The organism is Exiguobacterium sp. Leaf187, assembly GCF_001423925.1.
Classification (GTDB): Bacteria; Bacillota; Bacilli; order Exiguobacteriales; family Exiguobacteriaceae; genus Exiguobacterium_A; species Exiguobacterium_A indicum.
In genome coordinates this window covers 122,291-136,413 of sequence record NZ_LMPR01000011.1, presented here as the reverse complement: position 1 = coordinate 136,413, position 14,123 = coordinate 122,291, and the positions used below count along the sequence as shown (strand labels likewise).

The 14,123-nt window shown below is 45.9% G+C and carries 13 protein-coding genes; 7 read left to right on the top strand and 6 right to left on the bottom strand.

What is annotated here, in order from left to right; translation table 11 throughout:
• Nucleotides 1-118 precede the first annotated feature (118 nt).
• Nucleotides 119-1,102 (top strand): YhdH/YhfP family quinone oxidoreductase, encoded by a 984-nt coding sequence (locus ASF99_RS14730; protein ID WP_055969626.1) that lies wholly within the window; start codon nucleotides 119-121, stop codon nucleotides 1,100-1,102.
• A gap of 68 nt (nucleotides 1,103-1,170) precedes the next feature.
• Entirely contained in the window at nucleotides 1,171-2,037 is an 867-nt protein-coding gene (locus ASF99_RS14725) for a hypothetical protein (protein WP_035395562.1), read from the top strand.
• A gap of 105 nt (nucleotides 2,038-2,142) precedes the next feature.
• Here ASF99_RS14725 and ASF99_RS14720 read toward each other — a convergent pair whose 3' ends face one another.
• From ASF99_RS14720 to ASF99_RS14710, 3 genes are all read right to left on the bottom strand, one after another.
• Nucleotides 2,143-3,639 carry a M4 family metallopeptidase gene (locus tag ASF99_RS14720; RefSeq protein WP_023469756.1) on the bottom strand — a complete coding sequence of 499 codons (1,497 nt, stop codon included), beginning with the start codon at nucleotides 3,637-3,639 and terminating at the stop codon, nucleotides 2,143-2,145.
• A gap of 173 nt (nucleotides 3,640-3,812) precedes the next feature.
• On the bottom strand, nucleotides 3,813-4,244 hold the full coding sequence (locus ASF99_RS14715) for a GyrI-like domain-containing protein (protein ID WP_023469755.1): 432 nt from the start codon (nucleotides 4,242-4,244) through the stop codon (nucleotides 3,813-3,815).
• Nucleotides 4,245-4,263: 19 nt separating this feature from the next.
• The gene (locus ASF99_RS14710; protein WP_055969624.1) at nucleotides 4,264-5,751 is read right to left on the bottom strand and encodes an HD-GYP domain-containing protein; all 1,488 of its coding nucleotides are present in this window, start codon (nucleotides 5,749-5,751) and stop codon (nucleotides 4,264-4,266) included.
• 256 nt (nucleotides 5,752-6,007) lie between these two features.
• Here ASF99_RS14710 and ASF99_RS14705 point away from each other — a divergent pair, with 256 nt between their 5' ends.
• The 5 genes from ASF99_RS14705 to ASF99_RS14685 all read left to right on the top strand — a co-directional run bounded on the left by ASF99_RS14705 (nucleotide 6,008) and on the right by ASF99_RS14685 (nucleotide 11,673).
• The gene (locus ASF99_RS14705) at nucleotides 6,008-8,398 is read left to right on the top strand and encodes an immune inhibitor A domain-containing protein (protein ID WP_055969621.1); all 2,391 of its coding nucleotides are present in this window, start codon (nucleotides 6,008-6,010) and stop codon (nucleotides 8,396-8,398) included.
• A gap of 274 nt (nucleotides 8,399-8,672) precedes the next feature.
• Nucleotides 8,673-8,873 carry a cold-shock protein gene (locus tag ASF99_RS14700; protein ID WP_023469752.1) on the top strand — a complete coding sequence of 67 codons (201 nt, stop codon included), beginning with the start codon at nucleotides 8,673-8,675 and terminating at the stop codon, nucleotides 8,871-8,873.
• Nucleotides 8,874-8,992: 119 nt separating this feature from the next.
• Nucleotides 8,993-9,958: a ring-cleaving dioxygenase gene (locus tag ASF99_RS14695; protein WP_023469751.1), complete on the top strand. Its 966-nt coding sequence runs from the start codon at nucleotides 8,993-8,995 to the stop codon at nucleotides 9,956-9,958.
• Between the two features lie 78 nt (nucleotides 9,959-10,036).
• A complete protein-coding gene (locus ASF99_RS14690) occupies nucleotides 10,037-10,336 on the top strand; it encodes a DUF3817 domain-containing protein (RefSeq protein WP_023469750.1) in 300 nt (99 codons plus the stop codon).
• Between the two features lie 104 nt (nucleotides 10,337-10,440).
• Entirely contained in the window at nucleotides 10,441-11,673 is a 1,233-nt protein-coding gene (locus ASF99_RS14685) for a DEAD/DEAH box helicase (protein WP_023469749.1), read from the top strand.
• 66 nt (nucleotides 11,674-11,739) lie between these two features.
• Here ASF99_RS14685 and ASF99_RS14680 read toward each other — a convergent pair whose 3' ends face one another.
• The 3 genes from ASF99_RS14680 to ASF99_RS14670 all read right to left on the bottom strand — a co-directional run bounded on the left by ASF99_RS14680 (nucleotide 11,740) and on the right by ASF99_RS14670 (nucleotide 14,072).
• On the bottom strand, nucleotides 11,740-12,153 hold the full coding sequence (locus tag ASF99_RS14680; protein ID WP_023469748.1) for a DUF2231 domain-containing protein: 414 nt from the start codon (nucleotides 12,151-12,153) through the stop codon (nucleotides 11,740-11,742).
• A gap of 79 nt (nucleotides 12,154-12,232) precedes the next feature.
• On the bottom strand, nucleotides 12,233-13,402 hold the full coding sequence (locus ASF99_RS14675; protein ID WP_035395571.1) for a sensor histidine kinase: 1,170 nt from the start codon (nucleotides 13,400-13,402) through the stop codon (nucleotides 12,233-12,235).
• A complete protein-coding gene (locus tag ASF99_RS14670) occupies nucleotides 13,395-14,072 on the bottom strand; it encodes a response regulator transcription factor (RefSeq protein ID WP_035395573.1) in 678 nt (225 codons plus the stop codon). The genes ASF99_RS14675 and ASF99_RS14670 overlap by 8 nt, the downstream gene beginning before the upstream one ends.
• Nucleotides 14,073-14,123 lie beyond the last annotated feature (51 nt).

Sequence of the window (14,123 nt, the reverse complement as noted above, 5' to 3'; positions counted from 1 at the left end):
GACTTGCTGTTGTATACAATCTTCATGCCCTGTCGCTTCTTTGAGAAATGGCAGGGATTTTTAGTGTGTCGATGGGAACAACAGGGTATAGAGAAGCACAAGCGAAAGGAGAGAGATTATGGAACACACTTTTTCAGCATTCGTCGTTCGAGAAGTCGATGGATCGTATGAGGGGAACATCGAGATAAAGCACATCGATGATTTACCAGAAGGAGACGTCCTGATTCGTGTCACGCACTCATGCGTCAACTATAAGGATGCTTTATCGATGTCGGGTAATCGTGGGGTGACGAAATCCTATCCGCATACACCAGGCGTTGATGCAGCAGGATACATCGAACAAACGACAGATGAACGATTTCACATCGGTCAAGCTGTCGTCGTCAATGGCTTTGATTTCGGGATGAACACTTCGGGCGGATTTCAAGAATACATACGTGTACCAGCTGATTGGGTCACGCCACTTCCAGAATCCATTCATCCATTAGAAGCGATGCAATATGGAACGGCTGGATTGACGGCAGCGCAATCGGTTGATGAATTGTCGCGAGTTGTCTCGAAAGATGCAGGACCGATCCTCGTGACGGGAGCGACGGGTGGCGTTAGTACGGTTGCGATTGCTTTACTGATTCGCTTAGGGTACACGGTACATGCCGTGACCGGAAAACGAGTAGAACAAGAACGGTTGCTTGAAAAGGGAGTGGCTGAGGTACTAGATCGTGCTACGTTCCTAGAAGAAACCGATCGTCCTCTAAAAAAGGGGCTTTATGCCGGTGTCATTGATACGGTAGGGGGACCATTGCTCGCGTCCGTCATTCGCTTCGTACAATATGGTGGTGTCGTCACGACGTGTGGGAACGTCGGTGGGGCAGAAATGACGTTGACAGTTTATCCTTTCATCCTACGTGGCGTCCGCTTGATCGGAATCGATGCGGTGCAAACACCAATTACCTATCGCGAAGAGCTATGGCAACGTTTAGCGAGTGACTGGCAGGTCGATCTTGCGTCAGAAGTCGACGTCAAAACACTAAACGACTTACCTGAAGTCGCAGAAGCCTTGCTGACTTCACGTCATCGTGGTCGAACTGTCATCGAAATTTAAATATTTCGAGTAAACATTGGTGGTATAGTGGGGAAAAACTGTGTCGACTTTTTCAGGAGGAACCATACATGAGTGAACACCAACAAGAACAAGAACGACAGTCGCGTCGAGAAAGACGGAAACAAAAACGAAATCGTCGAGGGATTGCCTTTGGTGGTATTCTCGCGACGGTATTCATCGTCGGTGGTTGGTTATATATGTTGACGAACAACGACGCCTCTCAAGCAACATCGACGCTCGAGAAGCCGAAAACGACCGATCAAGCAACGAAAAACGATGAGTCGAAGAAAGAAACAGCAGCGTCGAAAGATAAAAAAGAAGCGAAAAAAGAAAAGAAAAAATCAAAGAAAAAAGCAGCAGAGTATGCGCAAGCGGCTTGGGTGACACGTCCGTTCGCGAATGTCTATAGCGATGCGAGTCGTAGTAGTGTCATCTACAAAGCAGATTTAGGTGATGTCTATGAGGTGTTAGATGCGAAGGACGGCATGGTTCATCTCAAACTCAATGACAGTATCGAAGGGTACTTACCGGAAAGTGAAGTTCGTTTAGAAGCACCAAAAGGGACATCAGACAAAGCCGTTCTTGCGGCGCTCTCACAAGCAGTCGCCAACCAACCGATCGACAAGCCGGAGCAGTATCTCGGAAAACCGATCGCTGAATTCGAAAAGAAGTACGGTGCCGTCGGTAATACACAAAAGGATGCCGTCAATACGTACTACTTCTCGAATGCTGGATATCTGCTTGTTGTCTCGGACGGAATCATTGAAGCAATCGACTGGACGAATGCGTCGACTGGTGGATTATCGACACTGGGTGAACCCGTCGTCGATACGAGCTATGGTACATGGTACGAGGGAGAATCCTTACAACTAAAAGTGTTCCCGGACAACGGCAAGATGCGTCTACGTCTTGCGCGTGATCCTGGACAAGAATGAATGAACGGCGGATTCGCTTCAAGCGAATCCGTCTTTTTTGCGCAAAAAACCTCCCGAGTCCGACACTCGGGAGGAAATATGAAAATCCTTTGGGAGGAGATTTTCTTAGTAGACGCCTACTGCATCAAATGATTTCGCTGCAGCTGTTGCTTCCGCACTTGTTGAACCGTAAAGGTCTTTTGCCGATTGAATGACTGCTGCACGGAGTGAGCTGAAGTTCGAGTTCGGAGTCAAGTACGTGTTGAGGGCACGGTAGTAGATCGCACCGAGTTTCGGTACACCGATTCCTGTGACAGATACGTTGTAGAACGTTCCACCGTTACCGAGGAGGTAAGCAGCTTTGTTGATGATACCAGAGTTGATATGGACACCACCGTTATCTTGTGTACCTGTGTAACGTTTTGAGTAGTGATCAGGATCGCCGTAAGCAGCTGGGTTCGACATCGAACGGAGTGCGTCACCGCTAACTCCAGGTGTGTAGATGTCTTCTCCTACGAGCCAGTCGAAGTTCGATCCGACTGTATACTCAGCTACTGTACCCATGATATCTGAAACGGCTTCGTTGATCGCACCAGATTCGTTTTGGTACACGAGACCAGCTGTGTATTCTGTGACAGCGTGTGTCAATTCGTGAGCGACGACGTCAAGTGCGCCCGAGAGTGCGACGAATGTCGTGCCATCTCCGTCACCATAGACCATCTTCGTGCCATCCCAGAATGCGTTGTTGTAGTTCGTTGAATAGTGAACTGTTGAGTTCAAGCGTGCACCAGCGTTGTCGTAACTGTTACGACCATATGTGTTTTTATAGAAATCATATGTTTTTGCAGCGTTGACGTGTGCACTGACAGCAGCGCGGTCATATGTCGCGTTAAAGACGTTATCTGCATCTGCCCAGAGTGTTCCTGGGAGTGATGTCCGGTTTTTCGCGTCGTATGTGTAGACACCTTTACCACGCGTCGTATCTTGAAGATAGTACGTTGAACCGCTCAACGTCGTATTGAATGTTGCGCTTGTACCAAGTACTGTCGTACCTGTTGCGTGAGCGAGTTGGTCAAACTTGTTAAGTACTTTACCTGAGTTCGCATCGATGAAGTATGTCCAACGTGATGGCTCTTTGCCCGCGAGGACAGTCGATGTGACTTTGTATGCATACACAGCATCATCTTTTACTGGATAGATGACGAGTTCTGCTTTTGGAGCGACTTCGAATTTAGAAGCCTTGATTGCTTTTTGATAAAGCTTGATCGCTTTCTTTTCAGAGAGCGTTGCTTTTTTCGCGAGACCTGGTTTTCCTTTAACGTTGATCGCATCGTTTACGACTGCTTTCAAAGTACCGTCTTTCGCGACGTTCCCGACGACGACACTACCAAAGACAGGGACGCCATCCACTTCTTGTTGGAGACGTACGATCTGTGAAGATCCGTCTTTTTCGACGTTCTGAACAGCAAAGTCACCTTTTTTGTTCACGAAATCTTTAACGATCGTTGCAGCTGGTTCTGACGAAGCTTTCGTGAGTTTACCAGACTGAAGACCTTCTGCACCTACGACTGTAGGAACAACAAGTACACTTGCGACAAGCGATGTAGCGAGAAACTTTTTCAAAATAAATCGCCTCCTTGTTTGGGTTGAGTCTAACTATGCCAAAGAATCAGAGAAGCGAGAATAAGTCATTCGAATTAAATCGAATTTTCTGAATATAGTCCGTAGTACCTGGACTGAATTATTAACTGTAAAAGATATTTCAAGACGAAAAAAGAACCATTCAAGAGAATGGTTCAGCGAATACGTTGGTAGAGATGGTGGACGTCATCTCGGGTCTCATCAATTTTAAAATCATGTGGATCAAGCTCGATTCCTTGCTTTGAAGCAAAGCGTTGGATTTTCTCGAATGATTTCCAAATTTCGATATCCGGTCCTTCGTGCTTCCAGAAGACATAACGTGCAGCTGGAATCCGGTGACCTTTCATTCCTTTTGGGATGCCATCGAGTGAGGAGACGGGATACCCGACACATTGGGAGTATTTGGTTCCATTTCGTTCGAGTGAGATATCAAGCGGATAGCTATCTGGCTTTGCAGGAATCTCATGTGAACGTCTTGAAAATTCACGCCAGAGTTCCGGCATCAACGTATGCAGTTCGTTTTCTTCGCAAGTCAGTCCAAGACCAACAAAATAAAATTCATGACGTTCCACGATTTTCGGATGCATGAGAATCTCCTTTCCGTATTTATGACACGTCTTTGATTAGCGAACGTTTCAAGTCTAGAAAAAGACGCGTAAAGGTAGCATCCCATTGTGTACCCATGCCTTCTTCTAAGATAGATAAAGCTTTCTCAACAGGCATTCCCTTACGATAGGGACGATCGGATGTCATCGCATCGTAGGCATCGGCAATGGCCATGATTCGACCGAACAGTGGAATGTCTTCTCCTACGAGACCTTCCGGATACCCCTTTCCGTCGTAGCGTTCGTGATGGTACTTTACCCCAGGAAGAATCGGTTGTAACGTCTTTGGGAGCTGAACTTGCGATAGAATGTGCACACCGATGACAGGATGTTGTTGGATGATCTGAAATTCTTCGTCAGTCAAGCGTCCTTCTTTCAACAACACATCATCTCGAATCCCAATCTTTCCGATATCATGTAACAGCGCTGATTTACGTAACAACTCGATTTGTTCGTGCGGCAGGTTTGCAGCAGTAGCGATTTCGACGGAATAGGCAGCAACGCGAAGCGAGTGTCCGGCCGTGTAAGGATCCCGGGCATCGAGTGTTGCCGCAAATAACGTAAACAGACTATCGAGCAATTGCTCATTTTGTTCATCGCGTTTTTTGATTCCTTCCATCATCAGGTTAAAGCCGGAGACGAGATGAGAAAATTCATCAGAATAGGGATTCGGTAACGAGATGAGTCGATTATTTTCGACATCTTGAATCCCTTGCTGGAGAATCGCAATCGGCTTTCGGATGTTTTCATAAAGAAGAAGACTACAAAACGTCGCGACGGACAAGATGACGACTAAGATGAGTGTCGCCCAACTCCAGTAGGAACGAAGGCTCTCATTTTCCGTTAGTTGTACAGCTGAGGCGAGAACGAACAGCATGACCGGAAAAACGCCGATGATCAAGGTGCTGATGAGCATCTTGTGTCTTAACGTGACAACCGTCGTTTTTTTCGGAACATCGAATCTGCGATCAAGAGCATGTTTCTCTAAAGTAAGTAGCATCTGCTCCGTGACACGATAAGTCAGAAAAAACTCGATCAAAGCGTGGAGAATTGCGACGAGGACAGCACCAAAACAGGCGAGACCGATCAAATAGTACGGCATTCGTAACCATCCTTGAGAGATCGCGAGTGCCGTTAAAAGTGACGAAGGAACCGAGAGACCTAAGAAGTGTGGTCCCATGATTCGCTGAACTGTCAGAACCGGAAACCGATGCGCTGTCCGATAAGCATTTTGAAAAGAAGACAGCGAAGGAAAGTCAGTTTGAAAGAAGTATCGTAAAGAGCGAACATGCTTTGAGTAGACGAGATATTCTAATAAAACCATTAAACTAACAGAAAAAAACATGATACCAATTAGAATGAGTTGTTCTGTACCGGTAAAAGTCAGTGTCTCAAAAATAAATAGACATCCGACGCCGAACACAGCGACAAATGAACCAATTAAATAGTTTCTAAGCAAATGACGTTCAAAACGTTTTATAGCGCTCATTGTATCCTCCTTATGTAATCATCAGAGTGATTTCAGCGTACCGTGAAACAAAAGAAGAAATCCGGTCATTTTTACAAAAAAGGAGAGTGATTTTTAAAATAACTGATTAATTTAAATTCCAAAAAATAGGTATGGTCGAAAAGAACTAATTATCTTAAAAGCGATTGATTAACGAAATAAAATAACCTATGATTTGAATATTCAGAAAAGTATAGTAATCACATGCTTTTCACTACTACATAGGGGGTCAATTCACGTGGGGAAAAAGAAACAGCTTAGTCTAGCCGTTCTATCTGGAATTACGGCAGCTGCTTTTGCTGTTGGTCCGGTGTTACCTGGTGGGCAGGTAACGTCCGTACAAGCAGCCGAAAAAGTAGCACCTGGTGCACCGATGGATTTAAACACGGTCGATCAGGATCGATTAGCAAAAGTGCTTGAAAAACGTGGGGTCATTTCAAAAGCAGCTTCAACAGAAGCAAAACAACAAGCCGTTCAAAAGTATCTGGACAAAAAGGCGAACGGAAAACCGGCTGCTGATCACGATCATGATCATGAATCCAGTAAAGAAGCAGCATTTGATAAGAAGACAAAAGACTTCTTAACAAAGCAAAAGGAAAAACTTGCTAAACAATTGAAGAAAAAACACGGAAACTACAAAAAAGGCAATCCAAACGGCTTCGTCAAAGTAGATAAAGCGAAACAGGCAGCCTATAACGGTGCAACACGGACGGATAAAGTCCTTGTCCTCCTCGTCGAGTACAGCGACTTCAAGCACAACAACGTCGTTCAAGAACCTGGATATATGTACTCAGATGACTTCAATCAAAAACATTACCAAGATTTAATGTTTGGTGATAAAGAATTCGAACTTTTCAATGGTGACAAAGTAAAGACGTTCAAACAATACTATGAAGAACAATCAGGTGGTAGTTATTCAGTCGATGGTACGGTATCGAACTGGTTGACGGTTCCTGGTACAGCGAAGGATTACGGTTCAGATAATCCTGCTGGTGGAAACGATAACTTACCGGGATCAAAAGGACCACGTGGTCTCGTCAAGGATTCGTTAGCGGCAGCTGTCCAAGCCGGCATTAACTTAGCAGATTACGATAAGTTCGACCAGTACGATATGGATGGAGACGGTGACTTGAACGAACCAGATGGTCTCGTCGATCACTTGATGATCATTCATGCGGGTACGGGACAAGAAGCAGGTGGCGGTACTCTTGGTGACGATGCAATCTGGTCACACCGCTGGACGTTAGATGGTGTTCATCCGGTAGCAAATACGACAGCAAGTGTTGATTACTGGGGTGGAAAAATGGCTGCTTATGATTACACGGTGCAGCCTGAAGATGGTGCGGTTGGTGTCTTCGCGCACGAATTTGGTCATGATCTTGGACTTCCTGATGAGTACGATACGAAGTACACGGGTCAAGGTGAACCAGTCGCTTCATGGTCCATCATGAGTGGTGGTAGCTGGAACGGAAATATCGCCGGAACAGAACCAACAAGTTTCTCACCACAAAACAAAGAGTTCTTCCAAAATGTGATGGGTGGAAACTGGGCGAATATCCAACAAGTTGATTTTGATTCCTTAGATAAGCTAGGAACAGCTTCGTACCTCGATCAGAGCGTCACGAAATCGAAAAATCCAGGAATCATCAAAGTCAACTTACCGAAAAAACCGGTAAAAGGCATCGCACCGGCATTTGGTAAAAAGTATTACTACAGCACAAAAGGGAACGACTTGCATACATCCATGACATCCCCGGAGTTTGATTTGACGAATGCGAAAGAAGCGAAGTTCGACTTCAAAACATTGTATGATATTGAATATAACTACGACTTCTTGACTGTTACAGCGACGGCGGATGGACAATCAAAAGTCATCGATACAATCGGTGATGAAGATACAGATGGAGATCAGCGCGCTGATTCTACTAAAGGAGCATGGGTAGATAAATCGTACGATCTCAGCGAATTCGCGGGTAAAAAAGTGACATTGAAATTTGATTACGTCGGAGACGCTGGTCTTGCGCTAGATGGATTCGCACTTGATAACGCGAAGCTAACGGTTGACGGTAAAGTCGTCTTTGAAGATGATGCAGAAGGTACGCCGAAATTCACGCTTGACGGTTTCGTCGCATCAGACGGTTTCTCTTACGCAGATAACGCATACTACCTCGAATGGCGTAACTATGCAGGCTCGGATAAAGCACTCGAGCATGCACGCGGCGTGAAGTATAACACAGGGCTTGTCGTCTGGTACGGTGATTCGAGCTTTGACGATAACTGGGTAGGTGTTCACCCAGGTGAAGGATTCCTTGGAGTCGTTGACTCACATCCTGAAGCAATCGTCGGAACACTCAATGGTAAACCGGTCACGACAGGAAGCACACGTTACCAAATCGCAGATGCTGCGTTTAGCTTTGATAAAGCACCTGCATGGTTGATTGATTCGCCATCACGTGGAACATACGATTATAAAGGTCTCCCAGGTGTGACAAAGTTCGATGATTCGAAATCGTATATCAACCAGTTGATTCCGGATGCAGGGAAACTACTCCCGAACAATGGTTTGAAGATTGAAGTCATCGGTGAAGCAAAAGATAACTCTGCTGGAGCTGTCTGGATCCACCGTTAAAACAGAAGAACAGGTTCAGTTTCGGCTGAACCTGTTTTTTGTTTTAGTTATGTAGAAGAAGTGGAATCAATTGGAAAAAACATTGGTCTGACAACTTGACTTTTAAAGCGCATCCATTCTATACTTACGTTAGCTTAATATTGTTATTGTCATTACGGATTCACATCGTGTCACGAACAATCTTTTCGTTGCTCCATGTATTTCGGGACAATAATGAATTCTTTTCATATGCCCAGCATATGTATTAAGTAATTTATTTTTGGAGGTTGTTCCCATGAACACAGGTAAAGTAAAATGGTTTAACGCAGAAAAAGGTTTCGGTTTCATCGAAGTTGAAGGCGGAGAAGACGTATTCGTACATTTCTCAGCAATCACTGGTGAAGGCTTCAAAACTCTTGACGAAGGTCAAGAAGTTGAGTTCGAAATCACTGAAGGCGCACGTGGAGCACAAGCTGCTAACGTCGTAAAACTTTAATTTCAACTATTCAATCGTCCCTTTTCGGAGGGGCGGTTTTTTATTAGACTAATATCTTGAATTCAAGATAAATGTGAGATATACTCCAATTACCAAATCATTGACAAGGAGTGAGGAAGATGGAATTACTCGGAATTCATCATGTATCGATCTTAACAGGCATGGCGGAACGCAATTATCAATTCTACACACAAATACTTGGCATGCGTCTGATCAAAAAGACTGTCAATCAAGATGACACGACATCGTATCATTTGTTTTATGGAGATGCGGAAGGGAATCCAGGAACGGACTTGACGTTTTTTGATATTCCGCATCTTGGAACGGGCGTACCGGGGGCATCGAGTATCTCTTCGACATCGCTTCGTGTCAAAACAACGGCTGCACTTCATTTTTGGAAACAACGTTTTGAAGCGAAAGGTGTGGATCACGATGAAATCGTCGAGCGAGCAGGGCGTCGAACACTCGCCTTTCGTGATCAGGAAGGAACACGTTTGATTCTCGTCGCAGAAGATGGTGAGGTAGGTGTCACAGGTGGTGTACCATGGCCGCAAGAAGAAATTCCATCGGAGCATGCAATCGTTGGACTAGGAGCCGTCACATTGACGGTCAACGATCCGACGTTGACGATCCGTGTACTGACGGAAGTCATGGGATTCCGAAAAGTAGGTTCTTATCCATCTTTAGCAGGTGACTTTGCACCGATTGAAGTCTATGCAACGGGAGAAGGTGGTATCGGAGCAGAGGTTCATATCGAGGCACGTCCAGATCTCGACCGAGAACGTCTTGGTCGTGGTGGCGTCCATCACGTCGCGTTCCGAGTACCGAACAGTGATGAATATGAAAAGTGGGTCGAACGCCTGAATGCCTATCACTTACCGAACTCTGGTAAAGTCGATCGTCACTATTTCCAAGCTCTTTACTTCCGGGAACCGAACCATATCTTATTCGAACTCTCGACAGATACACCGGGATTCGCGACGGATGAGTCGGTTGAAACGTTAGGGGAGACGCTTGCGTTACCACCATTTCTTGAACCAAAGCGAGCTGCCATCGAAGCGCGGTTACGTCCACTTGAAATCTGACAATCCTGTGACACAGGTCACAGAAGGATCGTCCATCCCGTATACTAAGAACAGGAATCAAGAAAAAGGAGTGACGGGATGTTAAGAACTACGCTTGGGCAATTCCGAATGATTGCGATACTAGAAGGAATCTCGTTTTTAGTCTTACTGTTGATTGCGATGCCGTTGAAGTATATGGCGGATATTCCGCAAGCTGTTTCGGTCGTGGGTGCACTTCACGGTGTCTTGTTCGTCATGTATGCACTCTGGCTCGCGGTCGTGAAATTCAAATACGATTGGTCGATCGTCAAAGCGGGGATTGCGTTCATCGCATCATTCATCCCGTTTGGTACGTTCGTGCTCGACTGGAAGCTAAAACAGGAAGCAACAAACGCGTAAATTGTGTATACTGAATAGAGCACGGCTGTGGATAACTGTTTTTGTCTATGCGAAGCAGGTTATCCACAGCTTTTTTCTGTGGATAATTTTTAGGAGGATATATCATGTCAACATTTGAAACATTACACATCAGTGACCTGTGGATAAAAAAATTACAAAAACAAGGCATCAAGGAACCAACACCGATTCAAGAACAGGCGATTCCGTCATTACTCGACGGACGCGACTTGATTGGTCAAGCGCAAACGGGAACAGGGAAGACATTAGCGTTTCTCTTGCCAATCCTTGAGCAAATCGATGTCGAATCACAAACAGTACAAGCATTGATCGTCGCACCGACACGCGAACTTGCGCGTCAAATTGCCGATGAGACGCATAAACTGATTCGGAACACGGAACAGTACCGTGCGCTTGCTGTATACGGTGGACAAGACGTCTTTAAACAGATTCAACGCCTCGGTCGGATGCCACAAATCATCATCGGGACACCAGGACGAATTCTTGACCACGTCGGTCGCGGTACACTTGATTTAAGTGAATTACGGACGCTTGTCTTGGATGAGGCTGACCAAATGCTACAAATCGGTTTCTTGCCAGAAATTGAAGACATCATCGAAGCAGCACCGGTTGATCGTCAATTCGTCATGTTATCTGCAACGATGCCACCGAAAGTAGAGGAACTGGCGAAAACGTATTTGCGTAATCCAGTCGAAGTACAGGTGGAGGCGGAAAGCATTACTGTTGAAGCGATCGAACAGTTCGTCGTCGAAACAACGGATCGCCGCAAGCAAGCGACACTGCGGACGATGCTTGACGAGATGCGTCCGTACGCAGCCATTATTTTCTGCCGTACACAACGTCGCGTTAGTAAATTGAACGAAGAAATGCAGATGCAAGGGTATCCGACGGATGAATTGCACGGTGGACTAACGCAAGGGAAACGTGAAAAAGCGATGGCGAAGTTCTATCAAGGAAAAACACAATTCCTGATCGCAACAGATGTCGCTTCGCGTGGACTTGATGTGACAGGTGTGACACACGTCTTTAACTATGATTTACCGGATGATGCGGAAAGCTACGTTCACCGGATTGGTCGGACAGGACGTGCTGGGAACGACGGAATTGCCGTTTCCATCGTAACACCAAAAGATGGTCGGACGTTCCGTGATATGGAACGGGAATTGAACATCTCGGTCACGCCGATCGTCGTCGAATTGTCTGAAGAAGCGATTCGCGCACAGCACGATCAAAGTAAAGGATCACGGAAGACGACAGAAGGACGTGGAAACACACGTCGTTCGAATAACCGTCGCCCGGGACGTGCACATCGTAAATAAACAGAAACAAGATAAAAAAGCCGGTCTACTTCTCTTATCAAAAGAGAAAATAGACCGGCTCTTGTTTTATTTGGCGTAGACCATCTGACCACCGAGATGACCAGTATAAGCAAGTAGTCCGCTACCGACGATGGCAACAACGAAACTGAGTAATAAAAACATTTTTTTGTTCGAGCGGTAACCTAACAAAAGAAATAACAGCGAGACACCAAAGGCAACAAGACTGAACAGTGCAAAATGCTCATGATTTTCGATGGCAGCATGGGTAACGCTGCTTAAATTCGCTTCCGCATACTCTTCTGCTCCGTCTCCAGACAAATAGGCAGCGACTCCGGAAATCAGACCGACGACTAACGTAAAAAGGGCAAACAGTTTGAATTGTGTCCACTTCAGACTGATGAGTAATAGGATCGTCGCAAATAATAAAAGTGCAATCGGTGCATGGACAAGAAGTGGATGAAGCGGTACGTTCCCCAACATATCAAAAACCTCCTTGGATAAGTATGGTAAAGCATAATTTCACTTTACCCTGCTTATCTGACAGTTAACTGACACCGTTTTAAAGAGTTGGGAAATGAATGATGAACCGTGTACCTTCACCTAATGTGGAATCAATGGAAATCGTTCCGCCATGTTGCTCCGCAATGGATTGAGCGATTGATAACCCAAGACCGGTTCCTGTTCCGTGACGCGAATGGTCCCCCCGGTAAAAACGCTCGAATATTTTAGTTTGTTGATTGGAAGCGATACCGATTCCGCGGTCCTGTATCGTCAACTGGCGTTCTGTAGTAGTTTCTTCGAGAGAGACATCAATGACGTCATCGCTGTAGACAAGAGCATTCTCAAGAAAGACCGTCAATAAGCGGTTCAATTGATGGGTATCTCCCTTCATGCGTAAGTCAGGCATTATCGAAGCGTGGATGACGCGATCCGAGTAGGCGTGCTGAAAACGTTCGACGGTCTTTTGAACGAGCGAACTAAGGTCAACTTCCTGTTTCGGTGAAGGTTGTCCTTCTCGCGCAAGCAATAATAAATCAGAGACTAAATACTGCATGCCTGCCGTTTCTGCTTTAACGTCCTCTAGAATCGTACGCCCTTCATTCGAAAGTGATTCCGCTTCTAGCAATTCAATCCCGCTGTAGACGATTGTCAGAGGTGTCCGTAGTTCATGTGAAGCATCGGACGTAAAACGACGTTGACGATCGAATGCTTGTTGCACCGGAATGACGGCTCGACCAGCAAGGATATATCCGACTAGCGTCAGGACAATCGTTGCGAGCACCGCGATCCCCGCCAGAACGGCAATCAATCGCTGTAAGGTGTCTTCGGTCGGAGAGATGTCCTTCATCAGTAGTAGCCGTCCTTCTTCGGTACTCCGTTGATACAGCAAGAAGTGTCGATCATCCCATTCCACTTGTTGCGTCGTATCATTCGAGCTTAAAAAACGGCGCAGTGTTTTGGACTCGACGTCTGGCGGCAGACTTGCATAGCGTTCGTTTCCTGAACCATCGAGTAACTGGAAGTAGATCGGATTTCGAATGAAGTGATCCTCCCCATGCTCGATCCGTTCGAAGATATCTCGATCAGATACGCTCTTCAATTGATTCAATTCCATTCGATTCAGCAATTGAGCGTTCGTGACATACACACCAATCAGGATAAGGACTAGTACAAGAAAAAACGAGCCACTGAATAACAAGGTCAGTCGTTTTCGAATCGATTCAAGCATGCGGATCACCTAAACGATAACCGAATCCGCGAACTGTCCGAATCAAATTAGGAGCACCGACCGCATCTAATTTTTTTCGAACGAGTCGGACGAGCGCATCGAGCGCGTTATCCGTAATATCCGCCCCGATCCCCCACACGACTTCGATGATCAATTCACGACTCATCACCTGTTCAGGTCGTCTTAACAGTAAGGAAAGGAATTCAAATTCACGTCGTGTTAAATCGATTGGATGTCGCTCGTAAGAAATCGTTTGTGAGGACAGATCGAGGAGTAGTCCATTGAAAGAAACCGTCGACACGAATGCCTTTTGTTGACGACGACTGAGCGCGCGCAGTCGTGCCAGTAATTCATTCGATTGAAACGGTTTAACGAGATAGTCATCGGCTCCACTATCGAGACCATGAACGAGATCGATTTCCGTATCGCGAGCAGTCAGCATCAAGATGCCGCCTTCAAACTGTTCTTGCCGTAAGGTAGCGGCGACTTCGACTCCGCTCTTACGAGGCATCATCCAATCGAGAACGAGTAAGTCATAGCGATACGTCTGACATTGGAGGAGCGCTTCCACTCCATCCTGCGCAACATCTACCTGATATCCTGCCCGCTCCAAATGGAGGCGTAACATCTTCGCAAGACGCTGATCATCTTCTGCTACCAAAACGCGCATGCACATCGCTCCTCTTTTTTTCTCATTATCCCATAGTTGCCGTCAGTTAGT